This window comes from Hyphobacterium sp. (assembly GCF_965228115.1).
In the GTDB taxonomy this organism is placed as follows: Bacteria; Pseudomonadota; Alphaproteobacteria; order Caulobacterales; family Maricaulaceae; genus Hyphobacterium.
Window position 1 is genome coordinate 2,536,772 of sequence record NZ_OZ245794.1, and the last position, 21,691, is coordinate 2,558,462.

Here is a 21,691-nt window from a genome sequence, read left to right on the forward strand (position 1 = left end):
ACCGCCGGTCAGCTGACACATTAGAGGCATGGTCTATGGCGAGCTCTGAACCGCGCTATCGCGTTCCTACTCCGAAATTCCGGCCCGGTGATGAGCCGGATTTCTCCCATCTGGAAATCCCTGAAGCGGGATCGGCTAAGAAGCCGGCCATTGATGTGGCCGGTCGCGACACCAGCGATCTGGCACTCGGCATGGTGCGTGTGCTGGATCACAACCATCAGGCCGTCGGTGAGTGGGACCCGCAGATCAAGCCGGAAATCCTGCGCGAGGGCCTGCGCCATATGATGCTGACCCGCGTCTATGACGAGCGCATGCAAAAGCTGCAGCGTCAGGGCAAGATGAGCTTCTACATGAAGTCCACCGGCGAAGAAGCCATTGCGGTGGCCGGAGCCATGGCGATGAAAGATAGCGATATGGTGTTCCCGTCCTATCGCCAGCAGGGCATTCTGTTCGCGCGCGGCCGCGACATTGTCGACATGATGTGCCACTGCATTTCAAATAGCCGCGACAATCTCAAAGGCCGTCAGCTACCGGTCCACTACACCTGGGCAGAAGGCAATTTCTTCTCGATCTCCGGCAATCTGGGAACGCAATTCCCGCAGGCTGTGGGTTGGGCCATGGCCTCGCGGTTCAAAAACAGCGATCAGGTCACGGCCAGCTGGATTGGCGATGGCACCACCGCTGAAGGCGATTTCCACGGCGCGCTGACGTTGGCGTCGACCTATAAGGCACCGGTCATCCTGAATGTTGTGAACAACCAGTTCGCGATCTCAACGCACCAGAATATCGCTATCGGTGATGCGCCAACCTTCGCCATGAAGGGGCTGGGCTATGGTCTCGCTTCCATCCGCGTAGACGGCAATGACTTCCTGGCGGTGTATGCGGCCATGCATTGGGCCGCAGAACGCGCGCGGGCCGGGCATGGCGCGTCCTACATCGAATATTTCTCCTATCGCGCAGATGCGCATTCCACCTCGGATGACCCGTCCGGCTACCGGCCCAAGACCGAAGCGTCGGCCTGGCCGCTGGGCGATCCCATCGAGCGGTTGAAGAACCACCTGATCGGATTGGGCGAATGGGATGAGGAGCGCCATGAAAAGTTGGATAAAGCCCTCAATGAGCTGGTCGTGAAATCCTACAAGGAAGCGGAAAGCTTCGGCACGCTGCATGACGGGCCGCTGTCGCCCATCCCCTCCATTTTCGAAGACGTGTTCGAGGAACAGGACTGGCGCCTGATCCGTCAGCGTCAGGATCTGGGAGTCTAGACCATGGCGAAAATGAACATGATCCAGGCGCTCAATTCAGCGCTCGACGTTTCGATGGAAAAAGACCCGAATGTCGTCTCCTTTGGCGAGGATGCGGGTTATTTCGGTGGCGTGTTCCGTGTCACGGCGGGCTTGCAGGAAAAATACGGTCTCGACCGCTCGTTCGATACACCCATCAACGAAGCCGCGATTGCCGCGATGGCGATTGGCATGGCCGCAAACGGTATGCGTCCGGTCGCAGAAGTCCAGTTTTCCGATTACATCTTCCCGGCGATCGACCAGATCGTGAACGAGATGACGCGCCTGCGCTATCGTTCGGCAGGCACCTACACCCAGCCCATCGTGGTGCGTTCGCCCTGGGGCGGCGGTATTCGCGGCGGCCAGACCCACTCGATGAGCCCGGAAGCGTTTTTCACGCATGTGCCGGGTCTGCGCGTGGTCATCCCGTCCAACCCGTATGATGCGAAGGGCTTGTTGATATCGGCCATCGAGAACAATGACCCGGTCGTCTTCTTCGAGCCCAAGCGGATGTATAATGGCCCCTTCGATGGCAAGGCCGATGGCGCGCTGGCCAGCTGGGCCAACCATCCCAAGGGCGAAGTTCCGGAAGGTCATTACACCGTGCCGCTGGATAAGGCCGAAGTAGTCCGTGAAGGCAATGACGTGACGGTTCTTGCTTATGGCACGCTGGTGCATGTCGCCATGGCGGCTGCCGAGAAATCCGGCATCGATGCTGAAGTGATCGATCTGAAAACGCTGACGCCGTATGACATCGACACGATTGCCGCGTCCGTGAAAAAGACCGGCCGCTGCGTCGTTAGCCAGGAAGCGCCGCGGACCTCCGGTTTTGCGGCAGAACTTGCGGCACAGGTTCAAGAAGAGTGCTTCTACTCGCTCGAAGCCCCGATATACCGCGTCACCGGTTGGGATACGCCTTACCCGCACGCTCATGAATGGTCCTACTTCCCGGGCCAGGACCGCTTTATCAATGCGCTGAAATCCGTGATGGAGGCCGCCTGATGTCTGAATATCGTTACAAGCTGCCCGACGTTGGCGAAGGCGTGGTTGAAGCCGAAATCGTCGAATGGCGCATCAAGGTCGGCGATACGGTTGTTGAAGACCAACCCATCCTGGATGTGATGACCGACAAGGCCACGGTGGAAGTGCCGTGCGCCGTGAACGGTGTTGTCACCAAGATTGTCGGCGAGCCGGGCGATGTCATCCCGGTGGGTACCGAAATTCTTTTCATCCAGACCGATGGCGAAGTCCCCGCTGAAGCCAAGGAAGAGGCACCGGCACCAGCGGCTGTAGAAGCGCCGAAAGCCGAAGAGAAGCCGGCGGAAACCCCGAAACCGGAACCCAAGCCAGAGCCGGCACCCGCTGCAACGCCTGCCCCTGTGGCGCGCGCCGAAGGCGATCGCCCGCTAGCCAGCCCGGCCGTGCGTCAGCGCGCACAAGAAAACGATATTGATCTTTCCAGCGTGCCGGGCACGGGTCCCGCCGGACGGATCACGCATCAGGACATGGATGATTTTATCGCCTCCGGTGGCCGTCTGGCCGCACGTGCGGGCGGGGGCGGCTCGGGCCGCACCAAGCGCACGGGCGTGGAAGAAACCAAGATTATCGGCCTGCGCCGCAAGATCGCGGAAAACATGGTCAAAGCCAAAACGACCATCCCGCACATCGCCTATGTCGAGGAGATCGATCTGACGGCGCTGGAAGATCTGCGCAAGCATCTCAACGCGACTAAGGCGGACGATCAGCCCAAGCTGACGCTCATTCCTTTCCTCGCCGCGGCGTTGTGCCGGGCCTTGCCGGAAACGCCGCAAGCCAACGCGCATTATGACACCGAAGCGGGCGTTCTCACCAAATATGAAGCCGTGCATCTGGGCATCGCCACGGCAACCCCGAACGGCCTGATGGTGCCGACCATCAAGCATGCCGAAGCCATGGATGTATGGGAACTGGCTGCCGAGCTGGGCCGTCTGGCCAAAGCTGCGCGCGATGGTAAGGCCACGAAGGACGAGCTTTCCGGTTCGACAATCACGATCACATCTCTGGGCGCCATTGGCGGTCTGGTGACCACACCGGTCATCAACCTGCCGGAAACGGCCATCATCGGCGTCAACAAGATGCAGGAGCTGCCGCGCTTTGATGAAGGTGGCCGTGTGGTACCGAAAAAGCTGATGAATCTCTCCTCCAGCTTTGATCACCGCATCGTCGATGGCTATGACGCTGCGCTCCTGATCCAGAACGTCAAAGCTTATCTCGAAAATCCGGCGACCTTGTTTATGCCATAGCTTGCGGAGGTCCCCGCGAAAGCGGGAATCTGAAACTTGCCGCTCCGCCTGGACGAGATTTTCCTATCCCTCAAAGGAGTGGGAAGGCCGGGATCAAGCGACCCACTTTCCCACTTACATCTCAGGCCATAAAACCCGACCTTGCGCACTCGCGATAAATCGCACGCATCAGGCAGGGACAGGCCATGAAGTTTATAGGGATTGCCGCGCTATGCGCGCTTGGCGCCACAGGAACCACCGCCGCGCAATCGGCGGCAGCCGATCAGTTTGCAGACGGTCTGGCGGAATTCCGGCGCGAAGCAGGCATCCCCAGCTTCTCGGTGATTGTCATTGAGAACGGCGAGATCGTCTCGGAATCCTATCTGGGCTTCTCCGATGATGAGGGCGACGTCGCGACCGGCGCTGACACCAGCTATTTTGTGGCTTCGGTCACCAAGGCGATTGCAGGCACGACGCTGTTCCTGGCGGATCGGGCAGGGGAGATTGACCTGGATACACCACTGGCAGACGCCGAAGACTGGCAAGGCTTTTGCGAGTGGTTTCCAGATTCGTCCATTGTCTTTGCCGGCGGCGACATTAATGGCGTGACGGTGCCGGACTTTGCCTGCGCCGGTCAGACCTTGCGAAACGCAGTGAACATGCGGGTCAATGGCGAGCCGGGTACGGACTTTCTCTACAATCCTCTCGTGTTTGCCCGCATTTCCCGGCATCTGGACGAGGTGCATTCCCGCGATTTCCGCTCGCTTGTCTATGACTATGCGCTGGACCCGGCAGAGATGCGCGACACCGCCGCCGGATGGCGCGATGCGCCGCGCGGCCATGTACTCTCCCACCTCGCCCCGCCCATGCACAGGGTCGATGGGCGGTTTGTAAAACAACCCCTGCCGGATGATGATTTCCGTGCCGCCGCCGGGCTTTATATGACGGCCCGCGACCTGGCCCGGTTCGATATCGCCCTGTCGGACGGCACGCTGATGTCTGATGCCCTGCGCGAAGAGATGTGGACGCCGCCGATGAATGCGGATGGCCAACCGTCAGATTATGTCCATGGCTGGTTCGTTCAGCGTTGGGGCGACGAACGTCTGATATATCACACCGGTTGGCAGCCGCAGTCTTATTCGGCCATCTATCTGCATATGCCAGAGCGGCAATTGACGCTGATCGCACTGGCGAATTCAGAAGGCCTGTGGTGGGGCAGCCGCCCGGACCGCGCGGAAATCCACAACAGCCCGCTGGTCCAGCGCTTCTTCGAGGCTTACGGGATGACGGAGTGACGAGAGCCGTCGGGATCTAGAGCCTCGCGCTGGCTATTCTGCGGCCTGCCCGCCCTGGCCATGGTCGAATTCTACCAACCAGGCACGCGCTTCTTCTTCCTCGCGGAAGACGCGCAGCTCATACAGGCCAGAGAGAAAGGGCATAGCGGCCCAAAGCTGCACGATGGGCAGATTGTGCGCGTCCTCTATCACCCAGGCCATTTTGAAGTCCGGCCCCCGCACGGTGCGCAGCCGTTCGGCCTCGCGGCGGAGACCGTCGCGCATGACCTCTGGCGAGATTTCGGACAGATCGGTACCGGCTTCGATAATGCCCAGGCAATTCATGCCTTTTCGCCAGTCAGGCGAAAAATACAGCCCGTCATTCAGTCGCGAAATGTCCTCCAGCGTGACAACACGGCGGAGACGAAACTCGGTAATATTGCCGGTTTCGGGGAATTGAATCGAGTAAGCCATCACGGTCCTGCACTGGGCGGAGGCGGCATCTAGGCGAGGCCGCACGCTGTCGCAACCCGGCAGGTGCGAAAAACACTGCTTTGCGTAGGGTTACTGGCAAAAGTGCGGCAATAAGATGGCGGAGGGACATGCTGAATACCCGCCATGCAGGTTCGGCACTTCCCCTGAAAGCCCTGCCCCGCTAAACCCTCGGCGAACACGAGAACAAGGGTTTTGGCATGAGCGATCTGACCTGTGATGTCCTGGTAGTGGGCGGTGGCCCGGGCGGTTATCCGGCGGCCATTCGCGCCGGCCAGCTGGGCCTCGATACCATCATCGTCGACAAGGATGGCTGGGGCGGCACCTGCCTGAACCGTGGCTGCATCCCGTCCAAGGCCTTCATCCATGCCGCCGATAAATTCGCCGAGATGCGCCACCATGCCTACAGCCCGGCTCTGGGCATTTCGCTGAGCGCGGCGCCGGAACTCGACATGAAGGGCCTGGTCGCCTGGAAGGACGAGATCGTTGGCAAGCTGACGGGCGGCGTGGAACAGCTCCTCAAAGCGGCGGGCGTCAACGCCATTTCCGGCTGGGCCGAGTTTGAAGACGCCAAGACCTGCACAGTCACGCTGGAAGATGGCTCGACCCGGAAAATCACGGCCAGGAATGTCATCCTCGCCACCGGCTCGGTAGAAGTCGAACTGCCCTTCCTGCCCTTTGGTGGCAAGGTGATCGGTTCCACCGGCGCGCTGGATCTGGACACGCTGCCGGAAAAGCTGGTCGTCGTGGGTGGCGGCTATATCGGGCTGGAACTCGGCATCGCCTATCGCAAGCTGGGTTCAGAGGTCACCTTCGTGGAAGCGCTGGATCGCATCCTGCCGGTCTACGACAAGGAGCTGACCCGCCCGATCACACGCTGGCTGAAAGACAATGGCGTCACCGTTCATACCAGCTCCAAAGCCAAGGGCCTGGTGGAAGACGGCGGCAAGACCTTCCTCGAATACGAAAACCCCAAGGGCGAAACCGAACGCCTGGAAGCGGATAATGTGCTCGTCGCGGTAGGCCGCAAGCCGCTGATCAAGGGCTGGGGCCTCGAGAAGATGGGCATCCCGAATGATGGGAAGTTTATTCAGGTCAATGAACGCTGCGAGACCGGTATGCGCGGCGTTTATGCGCTGGGTGATTTAACCGGCGAACCGCTGCTGGCGCACCGCGCCACGGCCCAGGGCGAGCGCGTCGCGGAGATCATCGCCGGGCACAAGACCGCGTTTGATCCGGTGGCCATCGCCGCCGTCTGCTTTACCGAGCCGGAAGTGGTCGGTGTGGGTTTCACGCCGGATGAAGCCAAGGAGCAGGGCGAAACGGTCATCACCGGCAAATTCCCGCTGGCCGCGAATGGGCGATACCTCTCCATGGAAGGCGGCGCCGATGGCGGCTTTGTGCGCATCACCGCACGCGAGAGCGACCATGTCATTCTCGGCATTCATGCCGTGGGCAAGCATGTCTCGGAACTCTCAGGCGAGTTTGCGCTGGCCATGGAAATGGGCGCACGCCTGGAAGACATTGCCGGTACGGTCCATGTCCACCCGACGCTGACCGAAGGCCTGGCCGAAGCGGCTCTGGCCGCGCTGGGCCATCCGATCCACATTTCCGCGCCCAAGCGCTAGTGGCCACGCTCTCAAATACGTTTGAAACCGCCTTCCTTCACCGCCAGAGCGTGGTGGAGGAGGAAATCGATTTCATGGGCCATGTGAACAATCTGGTCTATCTGCGCTGGGCGTCTGAAATGGCCGGGCGCCATTGGGAAACGGTGGCGACGCCGGACATGGTCTCGGCGGGCCTGTGGGTCGTAATCCGCCACGAGATCGATTATCACCGCGAGTTAAAACTTGGCGATGAGGTGGAGATGCGCACCTGGGTGGAACCGCCCAAAGGCCTGCGTTTTCCGCGTCATGTCGATATTCGCAAGGCGGGTGCTGATAAACCGTCGGCCAAAGTCCTCACGACGTGGACCTATATCGACGCCAATACCCGTCGCCCGTCGCGCATGCCGGCGGAGACACGGGCGCTGTTTTATCCGGAGTGAGCTTTCACATCGCCTCGAGTTTTTCTGACCCCTGTTTCGCAAGATCAGGCGTAAAACAATTCAGCTAGAGTCATGTTTCTACTCGTCACCCTCCGACTTGATCGGAGGGTCTCTATGACGAGATCGTCCGGTCAAGCCGGACGATGACGATGGTTTCTCTTTTTCGTTTCCTTGCGTTCAATTGCTCGCGAACCGCGAACGGCGATGAAACACTACTCAGAAAGCACCGCCTCCAGCCAAGCCGTCATTTCCGCCATATCAAAGTCGGGATCGTGCTGACCGCCCTCGGTGCGGACATGGGTATAAGTCGCCCCCGCCTCCTCAAGCACGGCAATCATCTGATCGGCCTGAGCCGTCGGCACGATCGGGTCATCGGCAGAATCAATGAGATAAAGCGGCGGATCATTGGCATCGGCATAGGTGGCCGGTGAGGCCTGTACCACCAGCGGCGCCTGGGTCCGGAAATGATTGTCCATGCCCCAGTACGGCTCGCCCAGATACATCACAATGGTCTGGGCGGCATAGGAGTTCGCCTCGTTCGGATCCCCGGTGAAAACATAGGGCGCGGCAATGCCGACATAGGCCTGCAAGGCGGCGGACGTCTGATCCACAGGGTCCACGCCTTCGCCGGGCGCATCATCCATCAGCGCCGCCATGGCCGCGAGGTTCCCGCCCGATGAATGACCCAGCGCGCCAATCCGGTCGGGATCAATCCCGAACTGATCGGCGGCAAAACGCACGAACCGGACCGCCCGGCGTGTATCATTCACGGCGGCGGGAAACTGGTTACCCGGTGAAGAGCGGTGATTGATGACAAAGGCCGTAAAGCCGTCCGCGTTCAGCGCCTGCACAACGGCGCGCATATAGTCATAGCCCTCCAGGTCTTTCAGCGGCGGCGCGGAATAGATCATGGGCCGGAAAAAACCTGAGCCAGGCACCACGATGACGCCCAGACCGTTGGACTCCCCGGTTGGCGCATAGACATCCATCAGCATGGCGGCACCGGACACCATGCCGTACACGACATTCTCGGCAGCCGGCGTGATCTCGATTTCATCCTGCGCAGAACCGGCAGCGGTCAACAGGACCGCGCCAATAGCGGCAGCTATCAGGTGTTTCATCTCTGGCCTCTCCCCAAATGCATCGCGGTCAGTGTGAACGCTGTTTACCGGCGAGGGAAGGGGGATTTGTCTTCGTCATCCCGGATGACACGAAGCGGCAGTCCGGGACCCATTCCGGAATGTTGCCATTTCAGCATGGGTTCCGGGTTCGCACCTGCGGCGCGCCCCGGAATGACGAGAATTAGAGCGCTATTCCTTAACTCCCAACCGCCCCTCAACGCCTACTGCCTCCGCCGCCGCGTTCAGCTGTTTCACGGTTTCCGGATCCAGCGGAATGCCGGATTCAGACCGGCGCTTGCGCAGGGCGCGTTCCGGATCGCCGGGCGCAATAACCGGGCTGTCCCAATCAGCCGGCGGGGAGGCGGTGGCATAACTCCACATCGCTTCCATCTCACGCTCCATGTCGGCGGGATCTCCGAACGCATCCGGTTGCATAACAATCGCCAGCATCTGATTGCGGATCCCGCCGCGGCGTTCATTGCCGGGCTGGATTGTTCCGCCGCCTGAAAACGCCCCGGCCAGCAATTCCGCCGCGAAAGCGAGGCCATATCCTTTGTGATCTCCAAAGGGGGCCAGCGCGCCTTTTTGTTCAAATCCTTTAAAACCGGACGGATCATCCGTTGGCATTCCGTCCGCATCAATGATGGAGCCAAACGGGACCCGCCCGCCCTTATTGGCCGCCACGCGCGCCTTGCCCATGGCGATACGGCTGGTCGCCATGTCGAGCAAGAAGGCAGGTTTTGCGCCCGTCGGGGGCAGGGCGATACACACCGGATTTGTGCCAAAGCGGGCATCGGTTCCGCGATAGGGTGCAACCATCGGATCGTGATCGGTGACGTTCACAAAGAAGAGCGCCGCAAAGCCTTCCTGCGCGGCCAGCTCGCCATATGCGCCAATGCGGCCCAGATGATGGGCATTCGAGACTGTCACCGCACACAGGCCCAGCGCGTCAACCTTGGGGAAGGCAGCCTTCATGGCAAAATCGCCGGCCACCTTGCCCCAGCTGTCATGGGCCGCGACTTTCAGAACCGCGCCCTTGTCATGGAGAATTTCCGGGTCGGCAGTCACATCCACCAGACCCTCTACCGCGTGTTTTACATAGGCGGGTAACAGCCCGATTCCATGACTGTCATGCCCGGCCAGATTGGCCCCGACCAGATGTTTGGCGACGGTGAGGGCATCAGCAGGCCGGGCACCCGATTTTTCCAGAGCCTCGCTTGCGAATGCGGTCAGTTCAGCCGCTTGAATGCGCAGATCACCGGGTGTCATTACCGCCGCCTCCGCCGCTGTCATCCTCGACCTGCTCTTCCGGCCGCTCATGCGGCGGAGCCCAGGCGCGTTCCAGCGCGTTATCCCGCCCGGTTGCCCTGTCATTGCGCATGGTTTCTTCCATCATGTCATTCTGCCGCCGGGCAATGTCGAGATATTCCTGATTATCGAAAACCGACACGCCTTCGCGCCAGGCTGCGGCCAGCTTGCGGATGGTTTCCTTGTCATGGCGCACGAAATACCGGACGGCTTTTTCCGCTTCGAACGGGTGCTCACCCAGACCTTCCAGAGCGCTGCGCGCGGCGCGGACAGCACTGTCAAAGGTCTCGCGAATGATGTCATTCGCTCCTGCGGCATAGAGTTGATAGACGTGATGACGGTCGATGGCGCGCGCCACAATGTGAATGTCGGGCCGTTCGCGCCGGACATGTTTGACCAGCTCGGTAATCTGGTCCTTGTCGTCGATGGCGGCGACAAACTGCCTCGCCTCCTTCAGTCCCGCAGCCGCCAGCAGGTCGGGCCGCGTGGCATCGCCATAGAAGGTCTTGATGCCGAACTTGGCCATGTTCTCGACAAAATCGCTCTTGTGTTCCAGCACCACGATTTCATAGCCGCTGGCCCGCAGCACGCGGTGGACGATTTGTCCGAACCGGCCATTACCGGCAATGATGGTGGTGCCGCGCTGATCGATTTCATCGGCCTCATGCTCCGGCTCGGCCGCAGTGAATTTCTTGGCGAAGACCTGCTCGTAAAGAATGAAGAGCAAGGGCGTCACCAGCATGGACAGCGCCACCAGAAGTGACAGGAGCGGCTGCAAATCCGCCGGGATGACATTGTTCTGCACGTTGAAGGACAACAGAACAAAGCCGAACTCGCCCGCTTGCGCCAGCGCCAAGGTCGCCAGCCAGCGATCGCGGCCCTTGATGCCGAATATCATCGCCGCGACATAGACCACCGCGCCCTTGATAACGATCAGCCCGACCAAAAGCCCGAGGATCAACAGCCAGTCTGCAATCAGCACGGCAAAGCTGATGCCCGCACCGACCGTGATAAAAAAGAGCCCCATCAACAGCCCGCGGAAGGGCTCAATATCCGCTTCCAGCTCATGCCGGTATTCCGAATTGGCCAGCACCACCCCCGCCAGGAAAGTGCCCAGCGCGGGCGACAGGCCGACCAGCGTCATCAACAGGGCGATGCCAATGACCAGGAACAGGGCAAAGGCGGTGAACATCTCGCGCAGGCCCGAACGGGCGATAAACCGGAACAGCGGCCGCACCAGATAGCGCCCGCCGCCAACGACAATCGCAATCGCCGCCAGCACGGTCGGCGCATAGGCCCAGCCCGGCAATTGTTCCGTCAGATTAAGATTGGGGCCATGCCCGCCATCGCCATGGTCATTGCCGTGATCATCGCCGTGCCCGCCGCCATGATCTGCGCCATGCGCGATCACCTCTTCGGCGCCCGAACCCATGATCTCCGGCAGCGCCAGCAGTGGCAGAAAGGCCAGCATGGGAATAACGGCGATATCCTCGAACAACAGGATCGAGAAACTGGCGCGGCCGCCTTCGGTTTTTTCCAGCGACTTTTCTGACAGGGACTGCATCACGATCGCTGTGGAGGAGAGCGAGAAAGTCAGACCGATGGCCAGCGCAACCGTCCAGCCAACGCCCAGCGCCATCGCAACCGCGGCTATCAGGACAGTGGTCACGCCAACCTGGATGCCGCCCAGACCGACCAGCCGCGCGCGCATATCCCACAGCGCTTTGGGTTCCAGCTCCAGCCCGATCAGGAAGAGCATCATCACCACCCCGAACTCGGCGAAATGCTGCAAGTCCTGGGTTTCCGACCCGACCAGGCCAAAGACCGGCCCGATCAGCACCCCGGCGATCAAATAGCCCAGCACCGACCCCAGGCCGAGCCGCGTTGCGATCGGCACCAGAATGACGGCAGCGGTCAGATAGATCGTGGCGTCGAGAAGAAATCCGCCCATGGCTCAGCCCTCTTCCGTCAGCGACTTTACCTGACCATTCATCAGGGGCAGGCCGCGTGCGGCTTCAATGTCCAGCGTGCGGTCGCGCAACGCCGTTATCAGCGCTTTCCATTCGGCGATATGTTCATTGAGACGGTTGTCCCCATGCGCATGACCAGCCCGGAAAAAGGTAAAAGGCGGCAAATAGACCATGCCGCACAGATCCGCCGTCTGTTCGATCGGTGACAACAGCGTGCGCACCGGGAAATGATTATAGCCTTCTTCGCGATAGGCCTCTTCCGGCCCGCCCGCCGTCATGGCGTTGAACAGGATCTTGCCTTGCAGGGCGTCGCCGCCGGGGCCGTACGCCCAGCCATATTCCAGCACAATGTCCTGCCATTCTTTCAAAATGGCCGGCGTCGAATACCAGAAGAAAGGGTGAAGCAGGATGACAACATCATGCCCGGCCAGCCGGGCCTGTTCGGCATCCGCATCGATGTCCAGCCGCGGATATTCGGCATAGAGATCCGCCAGCGTGACGCCCTGAATACCCGTCAGGGCCCGGCGCATCGCCTTTCCGGCAAATGACCGCCGCGGCGACGGGTGCGCTGCCAGAATCAGAATGCGCCGCGTCTCGCTCGATGTGTCCACAAGGCTCATGCCGGCTCCCTCGGCCCGTCATCCCTAAAAGCAAGCATAGGCGGCTGTCTGGCGGGGCGCCATGACAAAGGCGATGAATCGATGAAATCGCCTGCTTGCGCGCAGCGCAGGCTTTTCGTATATCGCCTGTCCTCGCGGCGATGGCTGGCTAGCCTCGCCGATTGCGTGGCGGAGTAGCTCAGCTGGTTAGAGCAGCGGAATCATAATCCGCGTGTCGGGAGTTCAAGTCTCTCCTCCGCTACCATTTTCACCCCCCAATTTCCCTTCGCACCGACTCAGGCCAGTCTGCCAGATATCCGGAATCGCCAAGGGGAGGGCGTCATGCTGAAAGATTTCAAAGATTTTGCCATGCGCGGCAATGTGGTCGACCTTGCGGTCGGCTTCATTCTGGGCGGCGCGTTTTCAACCATCGTCAAATCCATGGTGGATGACATTCTCATGCCGCCGCTGGGTCTGGCGCTGGGCGGGGTGGATTTCACCAATCTTTTCATCACGCTTGGCGAAGGCGAGTATGAAAGCCTGGCTGCGGCTCAGGAAGCCGGCGCAGCGACCATCAATTATGGTCTCTTCATCAATAATGTAATCGCCTTTCTAATCCTCGCCTTTGCGCTCTTCCTCATTATTCGCGGCATGAACAATATGAAGAAGAAGGAAGAGGAAGCCCCAGCAGCTCCGCCAGCGCCACCAAAAGAACAAGTGCTGCTGGAAGAAATCCGGGATTTGTTGGCGAAAGAGCGCGCCTCTTAAGCGCGCTTACGCACTGCGGACATAGTCCCAGACTTTGGAGATGGCGACGGAGCCTTCGCCCACGGCGGAGGCCACGCGCTTGACCGATCCGGCGCGGACATCGCCAACAGCGAACACGCCGCCCAGCGAAGTTTCAAACGGCGAGTCGTTGCCGACATCCTGACCGGTCAGCACAAAGCCGCGCGCATCTTTTTCGACAGCTTCGGGCAACCAGGCGGTGTTCGGCGCCGCCCCGACCATGATGAAAAGACCGCACACGGATAGCATGCGCGTTTCGTCTTTTGCGCCGTCATGAATGTCGATGGCTTCCAGCCGGTCCCTGCCGCCCAGCGCGGTGACCTGCGTATTATAATGGACGGTGATGTCCGGATCGGCGTCCAGCCGGTTGGTCAGATAATCCGACATGGAGGCGGCCAGTGACGCGCCGCGGACCAGCACATGGACATGGCTGGCCTTGCGGCAGAGATACATGGCCGCCTGGCCTGCGGAATTGCCTCCGCCAATGATCGCCACTTCCGCGCCGGTGCAATAGCGCGCCTCGGATTCGGTCGCCGCATAATAGATGCCATTGCCCTCGAACTCGCTGAGGCGATCCAGCGGTAGTTGCCGGTATTGCACGCCGGTGGCGATGATGACCGCTCTGGCTTGAATAATCGTCCCGTCACACAGGCGCGCGGCGAAATCCCGCTCTCCTCGCTTTTTAACCTCGATAACCCGGCGCGGTACAGCAAACTGGGTGCCGAATTTCAACGCCTGAACTTCGCCCCGCCAGATCAGGTCGCCGCCCGAAATCCCGGTGGGAAAGCCCATATAGTTTTCAATCCGCGACGACGTGCCGGCCTGTCCGCCAATCGCGATCTCATCGACCACCAGCGCGCTTAAACCCTCCGCCCCGGCATAGACGGCCGCCGCCACGCCGGACGGCCCGCCACCGACAATCAGGACATCAACAGTGGCGGTGTTTTCAAGGCTTTGATCGAGGCGCAGCAGCCGGGCGACATTCTGCGCCGAAGGGTGTTCGACCCGCTCATGGCCATTATGGACGAGGCGCGGCTCGCCCTTCGGCCCGGCATACCCTTCCTGATCGCCCTCTTCGATGGTGAGCCGCCGATGCGGCACCATGTTGCGCGACAGGAAGGCCTCGACCTGACGCAAATCGCGGCTCATTTCCGTGCCGATCAGGGTCAGTGCGCTATCGCCAGACTCCAGTATCCGCCGCCGGCGCGCCGCAAACACGGTGACGATAATGTCGCTCATCTCCGGGGTCTGGGACATCAGCCGCAACATGGTCTCGCGCTCGACCGCGATGACTCGGGTGGCCTGTGCGGTGCGCAGCATCAGTGCCGCCCCGCTATTGCTCAGAAAGCTGATATCGCCGGCATATTGTCCGGGCCCCAGCGTGTTGGGCAAAGCTCGCTCATCGGTTCTGGCATCGACAACTTCTACTTCACCTTCAAGCAGATAGTAGAAATGCGTCAGCACCTCGCCCGGCCGGACCAGGACATGCCGTGCCGCGAGGTCCCGTACCTCACCGGCTTCGCGGATCAGCTCCACATGCCTGTCGTGCAAAGGCGTGCGCTGCATCTGGCGCAAATCGGGGGCGAGACTTTCCATGTCGGGCAATCCTGTCGGTTTTCATAGAAACTATGGCACGCCGCGCCTGGATGTCACCCGTGCAGATTGCGGGCGTTAACCATCTGGCCACTCTGTTCATGCCCTTCTAGGCATAAGTGATTCGCTTTTGCCAGCGGCGGGGATGCGCGTGTTTGGATTAACTCTTTCGGGACGCCTCAAAAAACAGAAGAAAGCCGAGGCGTTGGCGGCCAAGGCACGAGACGTCAATGAAGGCGCGCTGGAAGAGATCGACCGGGCCCGTATGGAGATCTATTTCCGCAGCGGCCTGTCTGCGGTCCCGATGAATGTCGTCAATGGTGTCATCCTGGGGGCCATGCTGATCGGCGAAGCACCGGTCATGTGGGTCGCGGCCTGGTTTGTGTTTGGCGTGGCCGTTGCAGCTAGCCGATATCTGTTGGCCCGTCATGCGATCAAGCGGGGCGGACGTCTACCGCCCTTGCGCGACAAGCTGTTCCTGGTGCTAACCGCCCTGTCGGGATCGACCTGGGGGGCCGCAATCTTCCTCCTCCCCCTCGGCAATATCTCGGTTGCCCATTTCGCGGTGGCGTTCATCATCGCGGGTATGACAGCCGGTGCCGCCATAACCGCTGCGACCCGGCCCATTGGAATTGTGGCCTATAACCTACCCGCCTTGTCCATTGTTGCGGTTTATCTGGTGATGATCGGAACGGTTCCTGCGCTGGGCCTCGCGGCGGTGCTCTACCTCTATCTCTTCGTTACGATGCGGCTATCGAAATCCTACCGCGACACGTTGAAAGACGCCTTTGAGGCCAACGCCTCGCTGGAAGGCGCGCGGATCCGCGTGGAAACACAGGCGAAAGCTCTGCGCGAACTGGCCAAGCGCCACGAATCGACCGCCAAAAAAGGCGAAGAGGCGATCAAGGCGAAAACTGCATTCCTCGCCAGCGTGTCGCACGACATTAAAAATCCGCTTTCGGGCATTATCGGTGTTTCGCGCCGGATCTCCGAAGACACGTCGCTGGATTCCGATACCCGCAAGAAGAACCGCCAGATCTATGAAGCCGGTGAAATGCTGATGCGGTTTGTCGGCGATCTCCGCGACGTTGCCAGTCTGGAATCCGGACAACTGTCCCTGACCCCGAGTGAAATCACGGCAGAACGGCTGGCGCGCGATACCCGCATGCTATGGGAACCCAAGGCCAAAGCCAAAGGGCTGGAATTCGAGGTCAAGGTCAAAGGTGACGCAAATTTGGTCATCGCTGGCGATGCTGCGCGCCTGAAACAAATGCTGTTTACCTATGTGCGCAACGCATTCCGCTATACGCACAACGGGCGGATCATGGTTCGCCTCAAAGTGACCGAAACCGCCGGCAAGGCTTCCCTGTCCGCGAAGGTGCGCGATACAGGGCGGGGCGTGCCACGAGAGGCTGAAGGCCGGTTGTTCAAGAGTTTCTTCGAAACCGATGATGATGGCATCCGCGTCATGGAAGGCACGTCGACCGGTCTGACGATCACACGTCATCTGGCCGAAATGATGGACGGAACCGTCGGTTTCGAGCGCCCGCAGGATGGCGGCTCCGCCTTCTGGTTCCAGGTGGAGTTACCGAGCCTTCAGCGCCATGAAGGCAACAATGAACCGGTCAGACAACCGGTTGCCGCAACCGCGATTGAGGATAGCGGGCCCGCAGCCCTGCAAACGGCTCCGGGATCCGGTCTGCCAGAGCGTCCGCTACGGGTTCTGGCGGCAGAGGACAATGCCATCAATCGCACGGTCATCGAGGGCTTTCTTGTGGCCAAGGGCTGGTCGGTTGACTTCGCCGAGAATGGCGAACAGGCGGTGGAAGCCGCAAGCAATCGGGCATTTGATGTCATTCTGATGGACATGCGGATGCCGGTTATGGACGGGTTGGCGGCCACGCGGGCGATCCGTGATTTGCCGACAACTGCGGCCATGACGCCGATTGTCGCTCTGACGGCCAATGCACGCCGCGAAGATGAAGCCGCGTGTCTCGCAGCGGGCATGGACGGGTTTATTTCCAAACCGATCGACACCGATCGGCTGTTTTCAACCATTGCCAATGTGCTGGCGGGTGAAAGCGTTTCCCAGCCAGCGGCGAAGGCCAGCTAGCCCCCCGATTCTGCACGCACCCAGTCGAGAAAGCCGGACGAGCTGCCATCCTCCTCGACCAGCCATTCCAGAATGGCCGGTTCCTCATACGGATGCACCGCCTTCACACGCTCAGAGCAAGCCTGACCTCGTGCTGTTTTGAGGATCATCACCCATTCGGCCTCTTCCTGCATCTTGCCGTCCCAGCGATAGAGCGAGGTTCCGGCCGGTAAAAGATTGGCGCAGGCGATCAGCCGCTCGGACAGCAGGGTATTGGCGGCAGCTTTCGCTGACGCCATATCTGGCCAGGTCGTATAAATCAGCGATACCTCTGACATCAGAGACCGTTTAGCCCTATAAGGCCGCGCCATGAAGTCTGAAACCGAACAAAGCGCACTCGTCCTGTTTTCCGGCGGCCAGGATTCTGCCACCGCGCTCGCCTGGGCGCTGGACCGGTTTGAGCAGGTTGAAACCGTCGGGTTTGATTACGGCCAAAGCCATGATGTCGAGCTGCAGGCGCGCCAGCGCATCCGCACGGGTCTATCCGATCTGAACCCGGCATGGGCGAACCGGCTGGGCATGGATCATCTCATTGATCTTCGCGGTTTTGGCGCGCTGGCGGATAGTGCCCTGACGGCGGAAATGGAAATCGCCTGGCATGAGGATGGCCTGCCCACTACATTCGTACCGGCGCGTAATCTTGTTTTCCTGACAGTGGCGTCCGCGCTTGCCTACCGGCGTGGAATGCGGCGTATGGTCGGGGGCATGTGTGAGACCGATTATTCCGGCTATCCCGATTGCCGCCGTGCCACCATTGATGCGGCAGAAAAAATGCTCGCGCTTGGTCTGGAACGGAAAATGCCGATTGAGACCCCGCTGATGAAGCTTACCAAGGCCGAGACCTGGGCGCTGGCCAGTGAGATAGGCGGGCAAAAGTTGGTCGCGCTAATCGTGGAAGACAGCCACACCTGTTATCGCGGCGATCGCTCGACACGCCATGACTGGGGCTATGGATGCGGTGAATGCCCGGCTTGTGAATTGCGGGCCAAGGGCTGGCGCGACTGGCTTGCCGGCAAATGACCTATGCGGTGAAAGAAATCTTTCTGACCGTACAGGGAGAAGGCGGCCAGGCCGGACGTCCGGCTGTCTTCTGCCGCTTTGCGGGCTGTAATCTCTGGAGCGGTCTGGAACGCGATCGGGCGAGCGCGGTCTGTAATTTCTGCGATACGGAATTTGTCGGCACGGACGGGCCGGGCGGCGGTAAATTCAAGACGGCCGAAGCCCTGGCCATGGCGGTAGCGGAGAAATGGCCGGGCGGTGGAAAGCCGCTTGTGGTGTGCACCGGAGGAGAGCCGCTGCTTCAGCTGGATGATCCGCTAATTGCCGCCTTCAAAGCGCAGGGCTTTGATATTGCCGTTGAAACCAATGGCACGATCGCGGCCCCTGCCGGGATTGACTGGCTGACGGTCAGTCCGAAAGCCAATGCCGAACTGGCGCAATTGTCCGGCGACGAATTGAAACTTGTCTTCCCGCAACCAGAACATGACCCGGCTCAATTCGAGCATCTGAAGTTCAAACGCTTTTCCCTGCAGCCCATGGACGGGCCGCGCCAGATGGAAAACGCCACCAAGGCATTTGAATACTGCCTGGCGCACCCGAAATGGTCACTCAGCCTGCAGACCCACAAATGGATCGGGGCGCCCTGAAGCGCCCCGTCCGCAAATAGCTTGCCTTCAGCTATGAGCCTGAATTGACGGTCTCTTCCAGACTGCGGGCCAACCGGACCGCGAACCGGTCAAAAGTCCGGTGTGTGTCCGTCCACACGCTGGCAAACTGGGCATCGCGGATATCCGGCGTTTCCCAGCTATAATCGAAAGTCGCGATCACATTGCCCGAGGCATCATGCAGTTCGGCGGTCAGATGAGCGCCACCGCGCCCATAGCTTTGCCAGCTCACTCCGGACGCGCCCTGTTGGGCAAAGGTCGGCCGGTTCGGTGTCGCGTCCTCGATTGTGACGTGCAGAACGGCAGAAGTGCCGCCGTCACCCAGCATGGAAATACCACGAAGCTCGCGCTCCAGATCCGCATTCAGCGTCCGGATCAGGCGGTCAAATTCACGAACGCCATATTCATCGCCCTTGTCGAACAGGGTCTCGCCAATCTCGATGTTTGCAAGAGCCACAGGCCCGGTCGGTGATGCGGAATAATTCGCGCTCAAGCCTTGCGCGAATGCCGGAGCCGCCAGAACGGCTGCGGCAAGGATGGATACAAGATAGCGCATGGACGCTCCTCCCTGTAATGCAACTGTCCCCGATGAACGAAACATAGCAGGCGGACGCGGCGCTGTCAGGTTAACTTATTCGCGTCCGCCATCATCTTCGTCATCATCGTCCTCGCCATCGCCGGGAATGGCGGTGCGCACGACGGCTTCGCCGACATTACCGGCAGTTTCCAACGCGGTGCCGGTGGTACGAACAGCGGTTTCCGCCACCATGGAGGTGGCGCCGATCACCAGACAGCCGGACAGGGCCGGCGCGGCGAGCAAAAGTCCAAGGCCAATAAGAATACGCCGGGCGGTCATGGGGCTCTCCTGATTTCTAGGTGCCCCATCATGATCGCCCGGCAAGAATTCACAAAGCGTGAAAGATAGCTAGCGCGTGTCAGTCAGCACCAGCTCGGCATTTTCCAGAGCCGTGATGGTGAGCGTCTCGACATCCTTGATCGCCGCGCCATCCCGCGCCCTGACCGTTTCGCCATTGACCTCGATCACGCCCTTGGTCGAGGCCAGATACTGGTGCCGGCCCGGCTTTGGCGTATAGGTAAGGCTTTGGCCCGCTTTGAGCGTGGCACCCATCACCCTGGCATCAGCCCGGATCATCAACCCGCCTTCCTCCTCCGGCTTACCGGAGGCCAGAACCACCAGCTCGCCGGCGCGGTCATCTTTCGGAAACTCCATGGCGTCCCAGCGGGGCTGGCCGCCACGCTGATCAGGCACAATCCAGATCTGGAAAATCCGCGTCAGCTCGTCTTCCTGGTTGTATTCGGCATGGCGGATGCCTGAGCCTGCTGACATCACCTGGACATCACCGGCCACCGTCCGGCCCTTGTTGCCGAGGCTGTCTTCATGGGTAATGGCACCATCCCGGACATAGGTGATAATCTCCATGTCCGCATGGGGATGCGGAGGAAAGCCGGTCTGGGCCTTGATTTCATCATCATTCCAGACACGCAGCGCCCCCCACCCCATGCGGGACGGATCATGGTATTCGCCGAAGCTGAAATGGTGTTTGGCATTCAGCCAGTCGATATTGAACCGGCCAAGACTGTCAAAAGAACGAACGTCGATCATGTGAACCTCCAATGTGTGACGGCCACCGAGTGGCTGTGTTGGAGGCAGAGTTAGGTCAGGCCGCACACGCAATAAATGCGACTTTGAGCGGCTTATTGTTTCTCAATTGGACATAATTAAGATCAGTCCTGCTGCAGCCGGACATCAATCGGATTGCCGCCCTTGAAGTGAATATCGCGCTGCGGGAAGGGGAAGGCGACATCATTGTCAGCGAAGGCTTTCCAGATGGCGAGCAGCACTTCACTGGACACATTATTCACGCCCTGGCCGGGATCCGCGATCCAGAACCGGATTTCCAGATCAATCGCATTATCTCCGAACCCGCGTAAGAGGCATTTTGGTGCTGGCGAGCTCAGCACGCGGGGCACGGTCTGGGACGCCTCCACGGCGAGTTCCATCGCCTTGGGAACATCGGTTGAATAATCAACGCCAATCGCGCGCTTGATCCGCACAGCATGGTCAGAGAAGGACCAGTTGATCACTTTCGTGGTGATGAACTCCTCATTCGGGATCAGGTGCTCCATCCCGTCACGCGTGATGACCGAAGCAAACCGCATCCCCAGCGAATTCACGCGGCCATAGGTTTCTTCCAGCGTAATCACATCGCCCGGCTTGATGGACCGGTCGAGCAAGAGGATGACCCCCGAAACCAGGTTGGAGAAAATTTTCTGCAGGCCAAAACCAATACCCAGGCCAACAGCACCGGAGAAGATCGCCAATGCGCCAAGCGGAATGCCGAGGCTGGACAGGGCCAGAAGAAAGGCCGCCGCCAGCAGCGTGACCTGAACAGATTTGCCGATCAGCAGCCGGGCGGACGGGTTGAGGCTCGGCAACTTGTTGATCCGTGCAGACAGTATCGACGCGGCGCGCGAGGCCAGCCAGTAGAATATAATTAACAGGACAAGCGCCTGGATTGCCGACAGAACCGAGACGCGTCCGCCCCCGACGCTGACCCCCAGCGCATCAAGGAAATTGGCGGTCGGTTCCAGCCAGCCAAGAATATTCATGGCGGCCAGAGTCCAGCCGGTAATCGCAACAGTTCGGGACCAGAAGGGCTCGCCGATAAAGCCGCTAATCCCGCGGATGATCGCCCAGGCACCCATCAAATTGGCCGCAAGCCTCACCCAGAAAAACTCGAACTCCAGCTGTTGCAATGCAAACAAGGAGGCTGACAGGAACAGCCAGGCGACCGCTGGGCCTGTGATCAAGGACAGGAAGCGCACCGCGTCCGCCCGGATCCGCCGCAGGAAGGGCAGGCTGAAAATGCGCTCGAGCAAGGACCGGATCGGTTTGCGCAAGGCAAAGGCCAGGACGACCCCGACCACGATCAAGCCCGCCTGAATGCCGAAATTAATGCTGACGACTTCCGACTGAATCCAGGCCCAGACTGTGTCCAGGCGATCCTGCCAGATCTCCGGATCGGCCAGCTCTTCCAGATCAGGCGCTTCGATCTGCGGAGTCTCTTGAGGGGGTGTCGAGGTGGTCATGGTGCGCCACGATAGGCGCAAACGCCTTGT

21 protein-coding genes and 1 tRNA gene are annotated in these 21,691 nt (G+C 60.2%); 11 read left to right on the plus strand and 11 right to left on the minus strand.

Annotation, left to right across the window (positions count from 1 at the left end):
- The first annotated feature begins 35 nt into the window (after positions 1-35).
- The 4 genes from ACO079_RS13010 (at position 36) to ACO079_RS13025 (ending at position 4,839) form a co-directional block, all read left to right on the plus strand.
- Positions 36-1,265 (plus strand): thiamine pyrophosphate-dependent enzyme, encoded by a 1,230-nt coding sequence (locus ACO079_RS13010; protein WP_421790663.1) that lies wholly within the window; start codon positions 36-38, stop codon positions 1,263-1,265.
- 3 nt (positions 1,266-1,268) lie between these two features.
- Positions 1,269-2,285, plus strand: a complete 1,017-nt coding sequence (locus tag ACO079_RS13015; protein ID WP_421790664.1) for an alpha-ketoacid dehydrogenase subunit beta — start codon at positions 1,269-1,271, stop codon at positions 2,283-2,285.
- Positions 2,285-3,565: a dihydrolipoamide acetyltransferase family protein gene (locus ACO079_RS13020; protein WP_421790665.1), complete on the plus strand. Its 1,281-nt coding sequence runs from the start codon at positions 2,285-2,287 to the stop codon at positions 3,563-3,565. The genes ACO079_RS13015 and ACO079_RS13020 overlap by 1 nt, the downstream gene beginning before the upstream one ends.
- 185 nt (positions 3,566-3,750) lie before the next feature.
- Positions 3,751-4,839, plus strand: a complete 1,089-nt coding sequence (locus ACO079_RS13025; RefSeq protein ID WP_421790666.1) for a serine hydrolase domain-containing protein — start codon at positions 3,751-3,753, stop codon at positions 4,837-4,839.
- A gap of 33 nt (positions 4,840-4,872) precedes the next feature.
- Here the strand turns inward: ACO079_RS13025 and ACO079_RS13030 are convergent, their stop codons facing one another.
- Positions 4,873-5,292, minus strand: a complete 420-nt coding sequence (locus ACO079_RS13030) for a hypothetical protein (protein WP_421790667.1) — start codon at positions 5,290-5,292, stop codon at positions 4,873-4,875.
- Between the two features lie 218 nt (positions 5,293-5,510).
- Here ACO079_RS13030 and lpdA point away from each other — a divergent pair, with 218 nt between their 5' ends.
- The gene (lpdA, locus tag ACO079_RS13035) at positions 5,511-6,938 is read left to right on the plus strand and encodes a dihydrolipoyl dehydrogenase (protein ID WP_421790668.1); all 1,428 of its coding nucleotides are present in this window, start codon (positions 5,511-5,513) and stop codon (positions 6,936-6,938) included.
- Positions 6,938-7,357, plus strand: coding sequence for an acyl-CoA thioesterase (locus tag ACO079_RS13040; RefSeq protein WP_421790669.1), 420 nt, complete (start codon positions 6,938-6,940; stop codon positions 7,355-7,357). Before lpdA ends, ACO079_RS13040 begins: the two co-directional genes overlap by 1 nt.
- 212 nt (positions 7,358-7,569) lie before the next feature.
- Here ACO079_RS13040 and ACO079_RS13045 read toward each other — a convergent pair whose 3' ends face one another.
- From ACO079_RS13045 to ACO079_RS13060, 4 genes are all read right to left on the minus strand, one after another.
- Positions 7,570-8,478, minus strand: coding sequence for an alpha/beta fold hydrolase (locus ACO079_RS13045; RefSeq protein ID WP_421790670.1), 909 nt, complete (start codon positions 8,476-8,478; stop codon positions 7,570-7,572).
- A gap of 189 nt (positions 8,479-8,667) precedes the next feature.
- Positions 8,668-9,747, minus strand: a complete 1,080-nt coding sequence (locus ACO079_RS13050) for a malate/lactate/ureidoglycolate dehydrogenase (protein WP_421790671.1) — start codon at positions 9,745-9,747, stop codon at positions 8,668-8,670.
- Complete coding sequence (locus ACO079_RS13055) at positions 9,734-11,737, minus strand: cation:proton antiporter (RefSeq protein WP_421790672.1); 2,004 nt, start codon at positions 11,735-11,737, stop codon at positions 9,734-9,736. The genes ACO079_RS13050 and ACO079_RS13055 overlap by 14 nt, the downstream gene beginning before the upstream one ends.
- Positions 11,738-11,740: 3 nt before the next feature.
- Positions 11,741-12,376 carry an NAD(P)H-dependent oxidoreductase gene (locus tag ACO079_RS13060; protein WP_421790673.1) on the minus strand — a complete coding sequence of 212 codons (636 nt, stop codon included), beginning with the start codon at positions 12,374-12,376 and terminating at the stop codon, positions 11,741-11,743.
- A 167-nt stretch (positions 12,377-12,543) separates the two neighbouring features.
- On the opposite strand from ACO079_RS13060, the gene ACO079_RS13065 reads away from it, so the two are divergent.
- Positions 12,544-12,620, plus strand: a tRNA-Met gene (locus tag ACO079_RS13065).
- 77 nt (positions 12,621-12,697) lie between these two features.
- Entirely contained in the window at positions 12,698-13,123 is a 426-nt protein-coding gene (gene mscL / locus ACO079_RS13070) for a large conductance mechanosensitive channel protein MscL (protein WP_421790674.1), read from the plus strand.
- Positions 13,124-13,129: 6 nt separating this feature from the next.
- Here the strand turns inward: mscL and ACO079_RS13075 are convergent, their stop codons facing one another.
- The gene (locus tag ACO079_RS13075) at positions 13,130-14,737 is read right to left on the minus strand and encodes an FAD-dependent oxidoreductase (RefSeq protein WP_421790675.1); all 1,608 of its coding nucleotides are present in this window, start codon (positions 14,735-14,737) and stop codon (positions 13,130-13,132) included.
- A gap of 148 nt (positions 14,738-14,885) precedes the next feature.
- Here ACO079_RS13075 and ACO079_RS13080 point away from each other — a divergent pair, with 148 nt between their 5' ends.
- The gene (locus ACO079_RS13080; protein WP_421790676.1) at positions 14,886-16,847 is read left to right on the plus strand and encodes a response regulator; all 1,962 of its coding nucleotides are present in this window, start codon (positions 14,886-14,888) and stop codon (positions 16,845-16,847) included.
- On the opposite strand, the gene cutA is transcribed toward ACO079_RS13080, so the two are convergent.
- Positions 16,844-17,164, minus strand: coding sequence for a divalent-cation tolerance protein CutA (gene cutA, locus ACO079_RS13085; RefSeq protein ID WP_421790677.1), 321 nt, complete (start codon positions 17,162-17,164; stop codon positions 16,844-16,846). The genes ACO079_RS13080 and cutA overlap by 4 nt on opposite strands.
- Before the next feature lie 31 nt (positions 17,165-17,195).
- Here cutA and queC point away from each other — a divergent pair, with 31 nt between their 5' ends.
- A complete protein-coding gene (queC, locus tag ACO079_RS13090) occupies positions 17,196-17,906 on the plus strand; it encodes a 7-cyano-7-deazaguanine synthase QueC (protein ID WP_421790678.1) in 711 nt (236 codons plus the stop codon).
- Positions 17,903-18,532 (plus strand): 7-carboxy-7-deazaguanine synthase, encoded by a 630-nt coding sequence (gene queE / locus ACO079_RS13095; RefSeq protein ID WP_421790679.1) that lies wholly within the window; start codon positions 17,903-17,905, stop codon positions 18,530-18,532. Before queC ends, queE begins: the two co-directional genes overlap by 4 nt.
- 31 nt (positions 18,533-18,563) lie before the next feature.
- On the opposite strand, the gene ACO079_RS13100 is transcribed toward queE, so the two are convergent.
- From ACO079_RS13100 to ACO079_RS13115, 4 genes are all read right to left on the minus strand, one after another.
- Positions 18,564-19,106: a hypothetical protein gene (locus ACO079_RS13100; protein ID WP_421790680.1), complete on the minus strand. Its 543-nt coding sequence runs from the start codon at positions 19,104-19,106 to the stop codon at positions 18,564-18,566.
- Positions 19,107-19,181: 75 nt separating this feature from the next.
- A complete protein-coding gene (locus tag ACO079_RS13105) occupies positions 19,182-19,406 on the minus strand; it encodes a hypothetical protein (RefSeq protein ID WP_421790681.1) in 225 nt (74 codons plus the stop codon).
- 69 nt (positions 19,407-19,475) lie between these two features.
- Positions 19,476-20,174, minus strand: coding sequence for a pirin family protein (locus tag ACO079_RS13110; RefSeq protein WP_421790682.1), 699 nt, complete (start codon positions 20,172-20,174; stop codon positions 19,476-19,478).
- A 122-nt stretch (positions 20,175-20,296) separates the two neighbouring features.
- A complete protein-coding gene (locus ACO079_RS13115) occupies positions 20,297-21,661 on the minus strand; it encodes a mechanosensitive ion channel family protein (RefSeq protein ID WP_421790683.1) in 1,365 nt (454 codons plus the stop codon).
- Positions 21,662-21,691: the final 30 nt, after the last annotated feature.